Source organism: Cohnella lupini (assembly GCF_003386205.1).
Lineage (GTDB): Bacteria > Bacillota > Bacilli > Paenibacillales > Paenibacillaceae > Cohnella > Cohnella lupini.
Genome location: NZ_QRDY01000007.1, coordinates 216,815 through 232,760 on the forward strand (window position 1 = coordinate 216,815; position 15,946 = coordinate 232,760).

General features: G+C 47.9%; 18 protein-coding genes. 15 read left to right on the forward strand and 3 right to left on the reverse strand.

Going from position 1 to position 15,946, the window contains the following annotated elements; translation table 11 throughout:
- Positions 1-39 precede the first annotated feature (39 nt).
- The 4 genes from DFP95_RS14830 (at position 40) to DFP95_RS14840 (ending at position 2,024) form a co-directional block, all read left to right on the forward strand.
- Positions 40-708, forward strand: a complete 669-nt coding sequence (locus tag DFP95_RS14830; protein WP_115993415.1) for an RNA polymerase sigma factor — start codon at positions 40-42, stop codon at positions 706-708.
- A gap of 196 nt (positions 709-904) precedes the next feature.
- On the forward strand, positions 905-1,312 hold the full coding sequence (locus DFP95_RS29810; protein ID WP_115993416.1) for a VOC family protein: 408 nt from the start codon (positions 905-907) through the stop codon (positions 1,310-1,312).
- Positions 1,197-1,544: a VOC family protein gene (locus DFP95_RS29405; RefSeq protein WP_425453284.1), complete on the forward strand. Its 348-nt coding sequence runs from the start codon at positions 1,197-1,199 to the stop codon at positions 1,542-1,544. The genes DFP95_RS29810 and DFP95_RS29405 overlap by 116 nt, the downstream gene beginning before the upstream one ends.
- Before the next feature lie 18 nt (positions 1,545-1,562).
- Positions 1,563-2,024 (forward strand): hypothetical protein, encoded by a 462-nt coding sequence (locus tag DFP95_RS14840; protein ID WP_115993417.1) that lies wholly within the window; start codon positions 1,563-1,565, stop codon positions 2,022-2,024.
- A gap of 120 nt (positions 2,025-2,144) precedes the next feature.
- On the opposite strand, the gene DFP95_RS14845 is transcribed toward DFP95_RS14840, so the two are convergent.
- Complete coding sequence (locus DFP95_RS14845; protein WP_115993418.1) at positions 2,145-3,134, reverse strand: SDR family NAD(P)-dependent oxidoreductase; 990 nt, start codon at positions 3,132-3,134, stop codon at positions 2,145-2,147.
- 300 nt (positions 3,135-3,434) lie between these two features.
- Between DFP95_RS14845 and DFP95_RS14850 the strand changes: the two genes are divergently transcribed.
- From DFP95_RS14850 to DFP95_RS14865, 4 genes are all read left to right on the forward strand, one after another.
- Positions 3,435-3,914 carry a hypothetical protein gene (locus DFP95_RS14850; protein ID WP_147304168.1) on the forward strand — a complete coding sequence of 160 codons (480 nt, stop codon included), beginning with the start codon at positions 3,435-3,437 and terminating at the stop codon, positions 3,912-3,914.
- A gap of 351 nt (positions 3,915-4,265) precedes the next feature.
- Positions 4,266-5,042, forward strand: a complete 777-nt coding sequence (locus tag DFP95_RS14855) for a TerC family protein (RefSeq protein ID WP_115993420.1) — start codon at positions 4,266-4,268, stop codon at positions 5,040-5,042.
- Between the two features lie 186 nt (positions 5,043-5,228).
- The gene (locus DFP95_RS14860) at positions 5,229-6,272 is read left to right on the forward strand and encodes an Atu2307/SP_0267 family LLM class monooxygenase (protein ID WP_115993421.1); all 1,044 of its coding nucleotides are present in this window, start codon (positions 5,229-5,231) and stop codon (positions 6,270-6,272) included.
- Positions 6,273-6,351: 79 nt separating this feature from the next.
- Positions 6,352-7,119, forward strand: a complete 768-nt coding sequence (locus DFP95_RS14865) for an SDR family NAD(P)-dependent oxidoreductase (RefSeq protein ID WP_220376389.1) — start codon at positions 6,352-6,354, stop codon at positions 7,117-7,119.
- 212 nt (positions 7,120-7,331) lie between these two features.
- Here the strand turns inward: DFP95_RS14865 and DFP95_RS14870 are convergent, their stop codons facing one another.
- Positions 7,332-7,835 carry an RrF2 family transcriptional regulator gene (locus DFP95_RS14870; protein WP_115993423.1) on the reverse strand — a complete coding sequence of 168 codons (504 nt, stop codon included), beginning with the start codon at positions 7,833-7,835 and terminating at the stop codon, positions 7,332-7,334.
- Between the two features lie 259 nt (positions 7,836-8,094).
- On the opposite strand from DFP95_RS14870, the gene DFP95_RS14875 reads away from it, so the two are divergent.
- The 5 genes from DFP95_RS14875 (at position 8,095) to DFP95_RS14895 (ending at position 12,227) form a co-directional block, all read left to right on the forward strand.
- Entirely contained in the window at positions 8,095-8,556 is a 462-nt protein-coding gene (locus DFP95_RS14875; RefSeq protein WP_115993424.1) for a carboxymuconolactone decarboxylase family protein, read from the forward strand.
- Between the two features lie 216 nt (positions 8,557-8,772).
- The gene (locus tag DFP95_RS14880; protein WP_115993425.1) at positions 8,773-9,099 is read left to right on the forward strand and encodes an ArsR/SmtB family transcription factor; all 327 of its coding nucleotides are present in this window, start codon (positions 8,773-8,775) and stop codon (positions 9,097-9,099) included.
- A 33-nt stretch (positions 9,100-9,132) separates the two neighbouring features.
- Entirely contained in the window at positions 9,133-9,501 is a 369-nt protein-coding gene (locus DFP95_RS14885; protein ID WP_115993426.1) for a DoxX family protein, read from the forward strand.
- Between the two features lie 29 nt (positions 9,502-9,530).
- The gene (locus DFP95_RS14890; RefSeq protein ID WP_115993427.1) at positions 9,531-9,929 is read left to right on the forward strand and encodes an SRPBCC family protein; all 399 of its coding nucleotides are present in this window, start codon (positions 9,531-9,533) and stop codon (positions 9,927-9,929) included.
- Between the two features lie 42 nt (positions 9,930-9,971).
- A complete protein-coding gene (locus tag DFP95_RS14895) occupies positions 9,972-12,227 on the forward strand; it encodes an ATP-binding cassette domain-containing protein (protein WP_115993428.1) in 2,256 nt (751 codons plus the stop codon).
- A gap of 65 nt (positions 12,228-12,292) precedes the next feature.
- On the opposite strand, the gene DFP95_RS14900 is transcribed toward DFP95_RS14895, so the two are convergent.
- Positions 12,293-12,664, reverse strand: a complete 372-nt coding sequence (locus tag DFP95_RS14900; protein ID WP_115993429.1) for an iron chaperone — start codon at positions 12,662-12,664, stop codon at positions 12,293-12,295.
- A gap of 187 nt (positions 12,665-12,851) precedes the next feature.
- Here DFP95_RS14900 and DFP95_RS14905 point away from each other — a divergent pair, with 187 nt between their 5' ends.
- Positions 12,852-14,633 (forward strand): cache domain-containing sensor histidine kinase, encoded by a 1,782-nt coding sequence (locus tag DFP95_RS14905; protein WP_115993430.1) that lies wholly within the window; start codon positions 12,852-12,854, stop codon positions 14,631-14,633.
- Positions 14,630-15,946 carry an ABC transporter substrate-binding protein gene (locus tag DFP95_RS14910; protein WP_115993431.1) on the forward strand — a complete coding sequence of 439 codons (1,317 nt, stop codon included), beginning with the start codon at positions 14,630-14,632 and terminating at the stop codon, positions 15,944-15,946. Before DFP95_RS14905 ends, DFP95_RS14910 begins: the two co-directional genes overlap by 4 nt.

Consider the following 15,946-nt stretch of genomic DNA (forward strand, 5'->3'; position numbering starts at 1 on the left):
ATTAAAGGTAAATAACATCGGAACAAAGAACTTATAAGAATGAACTGGAAACCTATCATATATCAATATTGCATGCGGATTACAGGTAACCGCTGGGATGCGGAAGATTTAACGCAAGAGACATTGCTTAAACTCGTCGAGGCGATTCGAAATAACCCTGAGATGCGTATAACAAGAGCTTTTCTGTATCGCGTTGCGAAAAATGCATGGATAGATATTCAAAGAAAACAAAAAATCCGAACCGTTCCCTTTAATCAAAATGACGAAGAGACAGCTCCTGATCCGCTATTGTCGAGTCGGGAGTTGTTGGAGCAGCTCGCGGAAAGGCTACCGCCCAAAATGGCCGTTATTTTATTACTGATGGCCGTATTTGATTTTACGGCAAAAGAGACAGCAGAATACGTGCGAATGAAGGAGGACACGATACGAGTAACTCTGGGACGCGCCCGCCTGAAGCTCAAGCTTATGTCTCATTTAACACCCGCAGATGAACCCTTCATTGTAATGAATAAAGACGGATCATCTCCCAAAGATTTTGATGCGCTTGTCGATGCATTTCGTAGACGCGATCCGGGTGCCATTTATCACGCATACATCGGTTTAGCCAAGGTAGACGTTCATCTTACACAGCTTCTAACCGTTGACGCACAATTGCATTTTACATTCAGAGATCCAGACGGCAACTTGTTTAGAATCGTTTCTAATTAATTAGCAATGGACTGTTTGGTTTTGCTATTTATTTTCGTTACTTAGGTCGAAGGAATAAATAATCGAAGGGATGATCAAGGTGTCTGGAACATCGAGTGAATTTCAGGAGAAGTTGTCCATTCTCATCGAACGCCAGCAGAAGTAGAAAAGGTAAAGAATCATCTATTCAGTCTTGCACATTACGGAGGTTAAAGAGATGCCAATTGAGCGTATTGGTTCATTATTTATTCAAGTAAGCCATTTGGAGAAGTCGATTTCATTTTATTCAGACATACTGGGACTCGTTTGCCGGGGGATCGAGGATTGGGGAGATGGGCAAAGAGGGGCAACGTTATTTTGCGATCCTCATCCCGATCAAGCGGCATTATTGAGTTTGGCGGAAACGAAGAGTCTGATTCCCGTGTTCAACCAACCGCTATTCAATTTCAAGTGCAACGATGTACCCGCGCTCCATGAAGCGTTAAAGGAAAAAGGATGCCGTGTTACCGATCTACATCCCCGTTTCAAGTCGAAAGAAGTCCGAAGAATGGTATGTCGAACATCTCGGAATGGAGCATGGCGAAGGATATTTACTCGTAGGCAAACAAGAAGTTTTTTTGCGTGAGCGACTAGATGAACAGGTGTTAACTTTTCGAACAAACGAGTGGCTGGATAATGGAGAGAGCTATGATATGCCAGTTGTTTGTTTTCGAACTTCAGATATTGATGGAATATATGGACACCTCAGTAAATTAGGGATTCGTATTGGACAAGTAATCGAACATAGTTGGTTTAGAGAATTCGATTTTTGCGACCCCGATGGGAATAAACTCAAAGTATGGCAACCGAATGAGTAGGTTAAAGGGAGTGTGAAATTGAGCGTAATAAAGCATTCCATTAGGAATCCTTCTGGAATTAGAACCATTATTAGCATGTCAATGATAGCTTTGGGTTCAATACCAAATTTAATTATAGTATTAACTGAAAAAGCGAATTTAATTCGAATATCCGCTGCGGTGACAGTGTCTCTTGTATGTGTTCTTATAGCTATATTGGCGTTGTTCCGAGCATTAAAGAAACCAACTGAAATACACCTGTACAGTGGAGAAATCTTATTAAACGGACGTACAATTCAAGCAAAGGAAATAAAAGCAATAAAACATATGGGTTATTTCAGGCCCGTTATTGGATTATTACCAAATGGGAAAAAAATTGTCCCCGTTCATATGTGTTTCCGGTTTTCGCAAAATGAGGATAGAGGCATTGCGGATATCGTTAATTGGGCAGAAGCTAACCATGTGAAGGTGGTCAATAAATCTTTCATGAGATGGATTTAGATGCAAGAGGAGAACGTAAACGTAGGAGCCTGCCTCAGTAAAATAAACTAATAAATAGTCCGTTGCAAATCACCGAAAGAGGTGGTTGCAACGGACTTTTCTATAGGCCGGTACTGTGTTTTATTTTGCGAGTACTGGAATAGCACCATGAGCCATTTGCAATAGATCTTCGCTAGCATTCCAAAGCGTTTCAGCAGCGGATTGATCGATAGCCCATGGTCGAACACCGCTGAGAAGCGTGCTATCCGCGGGAGCGATAGCAGCAATGTCACAGTCCTCGCAGTATACTCCGCCTTTCCCCTCAAGCGACGGACTCACCGCGCACCAAACGGATGTGGCAGCACCTTGCTCGATGGTTTTGAAGCCTTCGGGAGCTATGAAGTTACCGTTATCTCCCCGGCGAACGCCCCAAGCGGCTAATTCTTCATCGGTCAGATGACGAGTCAAACCGGTAAGAATAGCGCCCGGATTGACGGCAAACGCGCGAATTCCGTGCTCTTTGCCCCGTTTATCGAGTTCGACCGCGAAGAGAGAGCATGCGGTCTTCGATTCACCGTAGGCAATATCCTTGTTGTAGGGTCTCTTGGTAAAATTCAGATCACCGAAATCGATCGGACCCACCATGTGCGCGATTGATGAGAGGGTGATTACGCGGGAATTTCCGGATTTGATCAACGCATCCCATAGCCTAACCGTCAGTTGAAAATGCCCTAAATGATTCGTAGCGAATTGGGTATCAAATCCGCGAGCGTCTTTAATCGTTGGAGGGTTTGCGACGCCTGCGTTATTGATAAGAATATCCAGCGCCCGATTGGATTTCATAAATTCAACGGCGAATTGATCGATGGATCTGGGATCGGCGAGGTCGAGGTGGATGACTTCGACGTTGCGAATGGCCGAGAGATTGTCTTGTGCCTTCTTGACGTCGCGAGCACCGACGATAACGGTGGCTCCCGCATTGGAAAGAATTCGTGTCGTTTCAAGTCCAATGCCTCCGTGGCCGCCTGTAACTATGGCAATCTTTCCTCGAAGGTCGCGGCCAGCAAGCGCTTCTTGAGCAGTCGTATGCGGTCCAAATCCCGAATGTAAAGGTGTTTGTTCTGTTGTCATACTGATTGGTCTCCCTTATAAAGAATTTAGACATTAATTAAAAAATGTCTATGTGTCTATATTATACACTTGGACAATAAATGTAAAGTGTATAATATTGTTTGTGATGAAACTTCGCGCAATGATTGAACAATTGCTTGGGATTATTCTCTAGTCCTAGAGAGAAAGAGGAATATGTTTACGATGCCCTTTTCAAGGAATTCTACGCTTAGGTCGATTCTAGAACTGCAAATCGTAGGCCCTTATCGAATATTAAGTATCTCTGCGGGGATGTTAAAGGAAAACGCTAGGAGGTTGAATTTGACTAATATGAGATACATTCAAAGCGTGATTATCATTGTATTGCTGACAAATATACTCATACCTTTTGGAGGGCTCGATGACATTGTTGCTGTGGCACAGCCAACCCAGCCACATGATCTAATGAAACGCTTAGAAAATTTGGAGCCACCGACGCCTACAGATATTCAAATTCCTTTTTTTCAACGTCCATTTCCGTCAAAGACGAATCCGATAAAAGATGTTATGCGTACAGGCAATCAACTTCCGTTTAGGCTTATCTTGAGCGAACCGCAGTGGCAAAGGCCACTATATAGGGAGCAGTGGCATAGCACTTATTCAGCTGGGCGTTGGTCATACATACCTTTAAGATTGTTCTATGCCCAGCACAGGATTTTTGCAACTTCTGCGGTAGGGTTGTCTAACATGTATGATTTCTTGCACAATTTAGGACTAAGCGACCTTAATGTTGAGGAAAAAGGAGCAAGTCAGGAGGAGTGAGTAAACGAGATAGTAGTCGTTGTCATACAAGCTAAGATCGTACGCGTCACGTCAAAGGACAATCAAGTAGTTGTTGTAGCCAGACCGCAACGAACAGGTGTACAAGCGATTACCGTGAATAAATTGAACATGAAGCTTAATAACGACGATGAGGCTATTATTATCCAGTTAGTTACGCCTGATGGAGATGAAGTGGATTACTCTATTTATTAGGAAGTGAAAAGAAAATGATGAAAAAATGAACTCCATCGGCGACTTATTCCGTATACCTATTGCGGACACTTCAATATGATCTAAATCAGACTTGTCGGCTCATTATACTAATCATGGATATAAAGGGGAGAGTGCAAGTTGGATTCATTGTGGTTGGAGTATGCTTGGGCACTATTAATTCTTATCGCTTTGGAAGGTTTACTATCGGCTGACAATGCGCTCGTATTGGCTGTTATCGCAAAGCATTTACCGGAGGATCAGAAGAAGAAAGCGATCAACTATGGGATCATTATGGCATTTGTATTCCGCTTCGGCGCGCTCTTCGCGATATCGTTTATTGCGAACGTTTGGCAAATACAGGCGATCGGGGCTGCATATCTTCTATACCTCGGGTTAAAGCATCTCATCAAAGCGCGTTTTGGCAAGGAAAACGAAAACATTCGGGAAGATCTTAAGAAAGATTCAGCGGGTAAAAGGTTCTGGCCAACCGTGGGGAAAATCGCTCTAGCGGATCTCGCTTTTGCGATCGATTCCATCCTTGCTGCCGTAGCTCTAGCGCTTGGTCTCCCGGATTCGCCTCTTGCCGATTTCGGCGGTATGGACGGAGGAAAATTTATCATTGTCGTGCTTGGCGGAATAGCGGGACTCATCCTGATCAAATTCGCGGCGGCATGGTTTGTTAAGCTGCTTGCCGATCGTCCAGCACTCGAGACCACGGCTTATGCAATCGTGGCATGGGTAGGCGTGAAGCTCGCCGTAATAACACTGGCTCACGATGATATTCATGTGTTAGATCATGATTTTCCGCATAGTACGGTCTGGACTCTTATCTTCTATGCCGTGTTGGTTGCGATAGCTCTTCTCGGTTGGTTTGCGCCTTCGAATAAAAAACATTCGCAAACGGATCAGGTTTAGGTTGTACACCAAGACAGAGATTCTCGAAAAGCAGGTTGCCATTGGCAACCTGCTTATTTTTTTGGAGGATTTTTACTCGCGATCCATTTCGGCTCTTCACGTGTTGACAAAAAACAGACAACTATTTATATTTAGATTATTATTAGAATAAATAATTATAGGATAAAATAAGAGGAGGATATAAAAATGGAAATTGGAATAGATACGTTTGTTGAAACGACTCCGGATGTTCGTACGGGGAAGACGATAAGTCATGCCGAGCGATTACGCCAGGTTGTCGAAGAAATCGTGCTTGCCGATCAGGTTGGGTTGGATATTTTCGGAGTCGGCGAGCATCATCGTAAGGAATTCGGGGATTCCGCTACTGCCGTTATTTTGGCTGCAGCGGCTTCCAGGACTCAAAGGATACGCTTAACCAGTTCGGTTACCGTGCTCTCTGCCGTTGATCCCGTACGTTTGTTTCAGCAATTCGCTACGCTTGACGGGATCTCGAATGGACGAGCCGAGATCATCGCGGGGCGCGGTTCTATGGTCGATGCTTTTCCCTTGTTCGGATATAATCTGGAGGACTATGACGAGCTATTCGAGGAGAAACTGGAGTTATTATTAAAGCTAAGGGAGTCCGAGAAGGTCACATGGAAAGGAGGACATCGTCCGGCTTTTACGGATTTGGGAATATATCCGCGTCCGGTTCAGAACCCTTTACCCGTGTGGATTGGAAGCGGAGGTAATCCGGAATCGGCCATACGCGCAGGCGTACTTGGATTGCCGCTTGTATTGGCGATCATTGGCGGGAGCCCCATTCGATTTGCTCCAATCGTACAACTCTATAAGAACGCAGCAACTCGAGCAGGACATGATGCATCGAAATTACGAGTAGCCGTTCACTCTCTCGGTTACGTTGCTGATACTACCGAGCTTGCGGTCGAGCAATATTTCCCTCCCACTCAGGCCTCGTTTAATTTATTCGGCAAAGAGCGCGGAAGGGGCAATTATAGCCGGTCATACTTCGATTCCGAACGTAGCTTGGAAGGCGGACTCTACGTTGGCGATCCAGAAACGGTAGCCAACAAAATAATTCATATGCGCAAGGAATTAGGTTTCTCTCGATTTATCCTTCATTTACCTGTTGGCACAATGCCCCATGAGGAAGTCATGAGAGCTATTGAGCTGTTGGGAACCGAAGTCGCACCGCGAGTTCGGGAAGAATTCGCAAAATCAGGGGACTGACCCATAAATAGTCCAATGAATGATTTGAATACCAAACGTCAAGATTAACGTAGCGCAAAGAACAAGACTAGGAGGAGACATGATGGGAATACTCGACAATAAAGTTGTGTTGATTACCGGCACCGGTGGAGGTCTGGGTCGCGTCGCGGCACTGGCCTTTGCGCGAGAAGGCGCGAAGGTCATCGGATCCGATATTAATGTAAATACCAACAACGAGACGGTTGAACTATTGCGTCGCGCGGGCGGTGAGATGACCGGAATCGCGCCGGTCGATCTCACCGACCCCGAACAGGCGCGAAAGTTAGTTGAGGATGCGGTAGCAGCCTATGGCGGAATCGACGTAGTCTATAACAACGCCGCCATACAACGCTTCGGTCCGATGCCCGATTTCTCTATCGAAGACTGGCGGACGACCATCGCCGGCGAGCTCGACATTCCTTTTTTCGTATCGAAGTTCGCTTGGCCGCATTTGGTCCAGCGCGGCGGCGGCGTCATCATTAACGTCGCGTCCATTTCCGGGATGATCGCCGGAGAAACTCCCCCGATGGTCGGGCACAGCGCAGCGAAAGCCGGCGTTATCGCGATGACGCGACAACTAGCGCTTGAAGGCGCACAGCACGGGATCCGAGCAGTGTCGATAAGCCCCGGGCCTTTCCTGACCCCGGCTAGCGACCGCGATCTCGGTGACAACCAAGCGGCGAGGGATGCGGTAACTAAAAAGACGCTTCTTAAGCGCTTCGGTCAACCCGAAGAACTCGTTGAGCTTGCGGTCTTCCTCGCTTCCGACAGGGCGTCTTACATCACCGGCACTAACTACGCAGTCGACGGTGGCGCAACCGCTTGGTAACCATAAGCTTCTTTTGGTGAAAATTTAAGATATCAAGCAAAAATCAAAGCACAGCTTCCGCAACAAGCGTTGTGGAAGCTGTGCTTCTTACTATGACGACCTACTTAAACGAATAGCTCTTCATCTTCGCCGAACAGTAAGAGAGGACGTAGAGAAACGGAAAATCACCCTTCTTCTTTGATATAACATAAATTCGCGGAGCAAGGACGCGATTAAGCATGGTTGCTATTGGCAAAATATTCACGCGTATCTTTGCGCGATTGAGGGGTTAATACGCGATCAAGCTCTTCGTTCAACCAAGTAAGCGTCTTGCTACGCAGTGTATTGCGCATGCTTTCTTCGGCTTCGAGCATCGTTAAGTTAATCAAGCAAGGAGTTGCTCGCGTGCACGCCGCATATTCTTCGTCTCGGCATAAATAGCTATTATTTTTGATATTCTTACATTGAAAAATGGGGGTAACGCCTTCAACCGCTTCGACTACGTCCCAAAAAGAAATGTCCGCGGGCGACTTGGCTAATTTGTAGCCTCCTTTAACGCCAGGAACAGAAATGACAATGCCCGCTTTCGCTAATTTACCGAAAATCTTCGAAAGATAGGTCTCCGAAACACCTTGGAAAGCGGAGAGTTCTTTAATACCGATAGTAGAGTCGATAGGAATATCAATTAAATAGACTAAGCAATGAAGTCCATATTCAACGCCGATACTATACTGCATGCAAACACCTGCTTTCCGGATAACGATTGTTATAAATCATCTTAGGTGGATTTAAAACCCTTGTCAAATAGGGTGATTTAGGTATTACTAGGTAAATGATTTGACGGGTTGACATACTTCTCTTAAAGTTTTATATTGTAGACAAGGTTAATCGCCGATTATAGTTGTCGACGTTAAGGTTGCGAATCATGTCATGTACGGCAGGGGATACTCTGTTAGAAAATCGCGATTCACCAAATAATGAAGGAGTGTATTGAACATGGAATTGAGATTGAATTATATGAAAGTCCAACCGGAATCTTTACAAACGCTATTAAAATTGGAAGGCTACGTAAAGAAGAGCGGTCTTGAGCACTCGCTGTGGGAGTTAATTAAAATCCGTGCATCGCAAATCAACGGCTGCGCCTTCTGCATGGACATGCATACGAAAGATGCGCGTGCGGCGGGGGAGTCGGAGCAGCGATTGTATTTGCTTAATGCATGGCGTGAAGCTCCGTTCTACACCGAAGCCGAGCGGGCAGCATTGGCATTAACGGAAGCCGTGACCAAAATTTCGGAAGCCGGCGTGCCGCAGGAATTATACGAGCATGTCCGCAAACATTTCGACGAAGCCCAATTCGTCGATTTGATCATGGCGATTAATGCGATTAATTGTTGGAATCGCATTGCGATTTCAACGGGTATGATACCCGGAGAATATCAACCGGCTGCACAAAAATAATAGAATGTTGCAAGTGAAATCCCCGTATATCGACGATATACGGGGATTTTACTTTAGTTATAGGAGAGAGAAAATGCCTTTTTTTGTTTATCAAAGCGAAAATGAATTCGAAACGCCATAACGACGCCGTTGACACGACACCAAATGGTGGCATATAATCAAAGCGTCACTAAATGGTGTCCAATTATGAGTTTGTAATATTTAGGAGAGGGTGTTGTGAACGAGAACGAACAGTTGAGGGATGTGTTCGACGCGATTGCGGATCCCACTAGACGTCAATTGATTCGATTGCTATCAGAGGCGAAGGAGTTACCGCTTCATGAATTAACGGCACAGTTTCAAATGGGCCGTACGGCGGTATCCAAGCATTTGACCATTCTTAAAAAGGCTGGAATGGTACTCGACCGGAAAGTCGGCAGAGAAACGCTATTCAGGTTAAATGCCGCCCCGCTCAGGGAAATTCAAGATTGGGTGGCTTTCTACAGCAAGTTCTGGAGTACGAATATGTTTCGTTTGAACCAGTTGTTAGAGGAGGAAGAGTGAGCCCTCCTTACCATTAAACCAGAGGTGAATGTAATGCATATCGTTTCGATCGTGATTCAAAGTTGGTTGCTCTTGTGGATGACCTTTCAGGCCGTAAGTAAAATCGCCGGGGCGAAAATTCAGGTGGATCTGTTCGAGAGCATCCGACTACCTCAGTGGTTCCGAGTCGTCACCGGAATCGTCCAATTGATCTGCTGCGCCGGGCTCGTTATCGGGTACTGGTACCCGGGGATCGCCGCATGGGCTGGCATTGGGCTCGGCGTTATGATGGTGTTCGCGGCCCTTTCGCATTTCCGGGTCAAAGAGCCCGCCGCTAAAGCGGTACCGGCTTTGGTCACTTTCGTGCTCGCTGCCGCCGTGCTTATCCTGTTCGCGGAGGAAATGGCGAATCCATTAATCTAGCAAGTTTAACGATAGGAGGAGGAAGTAGAATGAGCTTGACTTTAAACCTGGATTTTCAGTATACGACATCCATCGAGAAGCTTTGGTCCGCAATAACCGATTCCGACAAGCTTGCCAAGTGGACCATGGAAAACGATTTTAAACCCGTCATAGGATACCGTTTTCAATTTCGCCAGAAGCCGACCGAATATTGGGATGGAATCGTTGAAGGAGAAGTGCTTATCGTGGAAGAACCAAACCGGTTGTCCTATACTTGGGGCAGCGGGGGAGAGAAGCACACGGTCGTTTGGACGCTGCAGGATTTAGGAGACGGAAAGGTTAACCTTCATCTTGAACAATCCGGGATCTCTAATAATCAAGCGCTCGGAGGCGCTAAGTATGGCTGGAGCGCCATGGCCGCCGAACTCGATAAGTTGCTGGCGCAATAAACGCATTTCGGTAGATATTATGGTATCGGAAGGATGTCAGGTATGAGCGAAAATAATCAGGAGTATATCGTAATCTCGGGCGCGAGGGAAAATAATCTCAAGAACGTATCTTTGCGCATTCCCAAACGGAAGATCACGATCTTTACCGGGGTATCCGGTTCCGGTAAGTCATCGATCGTCTTCGACACGATTGCGGCGGAATCAACGCGATTGCTGAACGAGAACTTCAGCATGTTCGTGCGAACTTTCCTTCCACGCGTTCCGCAGCCGGATACGGACGCGATCGAGAATCTCAGCATGGCCGTTATCGTGGATCAGAAGCGTCTAGGAGGCGGATCCCATTCCACGATGGGTACGATTACCGATATTTCTCCCATACTGCGTCTTCTTTTCTCCCGAGCAGGAATGCCCTTTGTCGGGCCGGTTAACTTATTCTCGTTTAACGATCCGCAAGGCATGTGCCCAGAATGCAACGGGATCGGTCGCAGACTTGGCGTCGATATGGGCAAGGCATTGGACTTGTCAAAGTCGTTGAATGAAGGGGCAATTCTGTTGCCGGACTATGCCGTCAACGGCTGGGAATGGAACATGACGGTGCAATCGGGAACCTACGATCTCGACAAGAAGCTGAGCGATTATACGGATGAGGAATCGGAGCAGCTGCTGTATGCCAAGGCAAGGAAAGTAGAGATGGATTTCGCGGGGAAGGCTATGAACATTACGGTCGAAGGTATTATTGAGAAGTTCACGAACAAATACATTAAGCAGGATGTGAAGACGAAGTCCGAACGCACGCAGAAAACCGTTATGCCGTTCATCACCGAGGGACCTTGCTCCAGCTGCCGCGGCGCGAGACTCAGTCAGGCCGCGCTCGGCTGCAGGATCAATGGACTCAACATCGCGGAGATGTCGGCGATGGAGGTCGGACAACTCATCCGCGTCGTTCGGGAGATCGAAGATCCGGTCGCCGCGTCGATCGTCAGGACGTTGACGGAGCGGTTGCAGCATCTGGTGGATATCGGACTTGACTACTTGACGCTGGACCGAGAGACGGATACTTTGTCCGGCGGCGAATCGCAGCGCGTGAAGATGGTGAAGCACCTGAGCGGCAGTCTGGTAGACGTTACATACATATTCGATGAGCCGAGCATCGGCTTGCACCCTCGCGATGTTCATCGATTAGTCGGATTGCTTCGGAAATTACGCGATAAGGGGAATACCGTAATCGTCGTCGAGCATGATCCCGATGTGATCAAGGTAGCGGATCATATCGTCGACGTAGGGCCTCACGCCGGCAGCCGCGGCGGTAACATCGTCTATGAAGGAAGCTACCAAGGCTTACTGGAGGCGGGCACGCTGACAGGCACTCATATGAAACGACCGATCCACTTGAAGCAAGATTGCAGGCAGCCGTTAGGTAAATTATCGATCAAGGATGCCTCATTGCACAATATACGGAACGTTAGCGTAGATATTCCGACGGGCGTGCTAACGGTCGTTACGGGTGTCGCAGGCTCGGGCAAAAGTACGTTGATTAACGATGTATTCCTCGGCAAGCATTCGGACGCGATCGTCATCGACCAATCGGCGGTAGGCGTGTCTACGCGCTCGAATCCCGCGACCTATACGGGTATTATGGATGACGTGCGCAAAGCGTTTGCATCCGCGAACAAAGTTAATCAGGGCTTATTTAGCTTCAACTCTAAGGGAGCTTGCGAGAACTGCCAAGGGCAAGGCGTTATATCTATTGATCTTTCGTTCTTAGACAGCGTGAATCTGCCGTGCGAAGTATGCGGGGGCAGACGGTTTAAGGAAGAGGTGCTCGCGTACAAGCTGAACGGCAAGTCGATTGCGGATGTGCTGGAGATGACCGTAGAGCAGGCATTGGATTTTTTCGAGTTAAAAGAGGTTGTTCGCAAGCTCCAAGCGATGAGCGACGTGGGGTTGAACTATATTACGCTCGGTCAGCCGCTTAGTACGCTCTCGGGCGGGGAATGCCAGCGCATCAAGCTGGCAAGCGAGCTTCATAAGAAGGGTAGCATCTATGTGATGGACGAGCCGACGACAGGCTTGCATATGTCGGATATCGGTCATCTTCTGGAGATCATGAACCGCCTCGTGGACGCCGGCAATACGGTGATCGTCATCGAGCACAACCTTGAGGTGATCGGCCAGGCGGATTGGATTATCGATATGGGACCCGACGGAGGCAGCAAGGGCGGCCAGGTGGTATTCGAGGGAACGCCTACGCAGATTCTTCAAGCGGAGCAGTCAATCACGGGAAAATATTTGACGTAATGCATCATAGTCGGACCTGAAGAGCCCGCCATACTGGGCTCTTTTTCAATTCCCCAATCCATTTTTTATTTGCGCCAAAAAGTTGAACATTCCGCCTTATCCCAAACGTTGAACTCGATCATTTTCTCAAGCAATGAATAATCGACCGGACTGTCCCACCGTATCCGAATCAATTCTTTGCTATGGTCATAACCGGAAAGCGCGATTTCATCGGCAAAATGGATCATGCCTGCCCTTTCAGGGGCAACGGCCAAATGATGCTTGGATACGCTAAAGCCTATTATAAATGTGCCGTGATCGGTATACATGGGCTGATTCCATGCCATTTTCGGTATTAGGCTTGGAAATTTTCCGGAAACCCAACTCAAAACTTCTTCCGTTCTAGCCCGATTTTGCGGATTATCAATACGCGACAAATATTCTGCGAATTCTTCCAAGTCGTTCCCTCCCGATATAGATATATTTTCATGATATCAGGAGGTACAGGCACAAACAACTTAGCGGAAGGTATTATACCATGGCGATTGACAGAAGTTGGATTCGGACATAAGATTTGGAATGTACAAATTGTAAGCGATTGCTCGAATGCGTTCTTGACCTGCCGAAGGAGGACATACGAACGTCATGCTCTCATACTCCAAACCGATATCCATTCGAACCTTGCTTTTAACCATCTTCCTACTGCTCATGATTTTTCCGATGGTGGTCATTACCTTCGTCACCTACAAGAAGGAAAATCAAATCTTCCAGAACCAGGTCAGCCAGTTCCTTGCCCAAACCGTTCAGCAAACCGGCAAAGCGTTAGATGCCAACTTAACGGAAATCGATCGCCTTACCTGGTCGCTGCTCTATCAGCGGCATCTTGATTTTCTAGATTCTCCGCTGAATACGCCTTATCAGCTGCAGGAAGCCAACCGTAAGTTTCAACAAACGGTTTTCTTCGACTTGTTTCGCGGCCGGTTGGATCATATCCGGGCTGTCTATTTCGTCACGCCGGATAAAATCGTTCTGTCTACCGACAACACGTATCAATGGGCTAAACAAATGAATGAAGAGAATTACCGCGATATCATCGCAACCGTGGACAACAAACCGCTCAAGATGCATTGGTTCAGCGAAAGCCGTTCCGCATTCCGGCAACCCGTGGGATTCGAGACTTCGGTTCGAGACTCGGTGGTCGCGGTACGCAAGCTCATCGATAGTAACTTCTCCGAACTGAGAGGGCACTTGCTAGTACAGCTGAATGACCGCTTCTTGGCGGATTCGCTCGCAAACGTGCGGATCGGCTCGACCGGGGCGCTGCTCGTCACGGATTCCGAAGGCGAAGTCGTCTATCGGCAAGAGGCCGCGCTACTGCAGAATGTAGCGATCAGTAACGCGGTCAAATCCTTGCCTGCGCAGGGAAGCGGTACCGTGAAACTGGAGGGAAAGTGGTTGCTGTCCTACGCGACTTCGGACATTAGCGGGTGGAAGATGACGGCCGTCGTCCCCATGGACGAGCTTCTCGGAGCTAACCAGAAAATCCTCCAGTATTTGTTGATTATGGCGATGCTGGGTACGGTTATTTTCGTCGTGATTTCTATTCTAATGGCCAATGCGGTGTCCAAACCCGTCATACAGCTTGCCCGATTGATGTCTTATACGTCTATCGACCACTTGCACGTACGAGAGATACAAGGATCCGTTCATGAAATCGGCATTCTCCAAAGGAACTTCAACCGATTGATGGACCGTATCCAGCAGCTTATGCAGGAAAACGAACGCAAAGAAAAAGAAAAGCGCGAGGCGCTGCTTCAGACGCTACAAATGCAAATTCATCCGCATTTTCTGTACAACACGCTCGACACGATCTATTGGATGTCTAAGAAGCATCAAGCAGAGCCGATCAGCAAGCTCGTCGCCGCGCTCGGGAAGTTTTTCCGATTTACCCTGAACGCCGGGCAAGAGTGGACGACGGTCGAAAAAGAGTTCGGCCACTTGGAAAATTACTTGCTGATCCAATCGTTCCGTTATCGCGATCGTGTACGGTATCATATCGATCTGGAACCTCGGGCCAAAGACGCAGCCGTGATTCCTCTTCTCTTGCAGCCTCTTGTCGAGAACTCTCTCGAGCATGGCATATCCAATTTGCCGGGAGGCGGGGAAGTGCGGATCGACGCAAGGAGAATAGGCGAGCAAGTCGTCATTCGGATTTTCAATTCGGGAAATCCAGTAGATTTGGTGAGAGTCGAACAGGTTCTGCAAGGAGATGCGCCAAGAGATCACGTAGGCTTGCGCAATGTTCAGAACCGCATTCAGATGGCGTTCGGATCGGAGCACGGTCTTGTCGTGGAACAAGTAGAGGGCGGGACGCTCGTTACCGTGACGATCCCGTTCAGTCGAATAACGGGAAGTGAGAACGAATGACGAGAAGAAAACTAACCCTTTGGCTGTCGATCGCTTTCGGGCTTATGGCGCTTTGGGCGCTCGGAGGAATCGTATTTCTGGATCGGAACGCGATGCCGAAGATATCGGATCCGACGTCGAACACGATTAAAGTTCTGATCCGAACCGGTACGGAGTCCTCGGCGCTTCGACACCTGTTAGAACCTTTCGAGAAAACGACCGGTATTCATGCGGAGCTAATCGAGGTCGGACGGGACGGTTACTTCGCCACGGTCGGTACTCAGCTATTAGCCGGTTCGGATACGTTCGATCTTGTGTTCATGCCGAATACATCCGTAGCTGAATTAGCTTCCTCGGGTGCGATTCTTCCTTTGGATCCTTTTATCAACGATCCTTCTCTTACTGACCGGGAGACGTTCGATTTGGAAGACTTCTTGACCGTATATCGGTACAAGGATTCGATTTACGCGTTACCTACCGACATCAGCACTCATTTCATCTATTACCGAAGCGATCTCATTCCCAAACCTCCCGAGACATGGGAAGAGGTCGTTGCTCTGGCGGAGAAGTTTTCCCAAAGCAGGAATCCGCGATCGCCGACCAAATGGGGCTTAGCCATGCCGGCCGTCGTCCCCGAAGAGAGAACGAAAATATTCGCTTCGCTCTTGTGGACATTCGGGGGAGACTTCATTGACGATAAAGACGGCCATTCGTTGCTCGGCGAGCCTAAGTCCTTGCAAGCGGCACGGTTTATGCAACAGTTGCTTCAGCGCAAATTAGTTCCGAATGATCTGCTCTACTGGGATTTCGTGAAAACGCGGGATGCCTTGTTATCGGGTGAAGTCGCGATGGCAGCGCCGTTCTGGAACGCGGCATATCCGATGATCCGATCCGACGCGGATAGTCCACTCAGCAGTAAAATAAAAATAGCGTTGCTTCCGGGAATGAAGGACTCGCAGGGAGAAATTCAGAGGGTTCCGTTCCAGCAAGGCTGGACGTTCGCCATCAATGCAAACTCTAAGCACGCGGAATGGGCATGGAAATTTCTATCTTACGCCACGGGCAAACAAGGCGGCGAACTTTACGTGAAGGCGGGAGGAGTTCCCGCCCGTAAGTCGATCTTGTCGGACCCGGCATATACGACGACCAGACCCGATTTTCAGTTGATCCTGGAGAGCATGAAGGTCGCTCAATCGGAGCCGTCGATAACTTACTATCCCTCGATGGTAGAGATCATAGAGAAAGCTTTGGCGAAAATTTACACATTGGAGTCAAAACCCGAGGACGCGCTTAAGGAAGCAACCAACGATCTGAATCGGCTTACGGGCAAATAA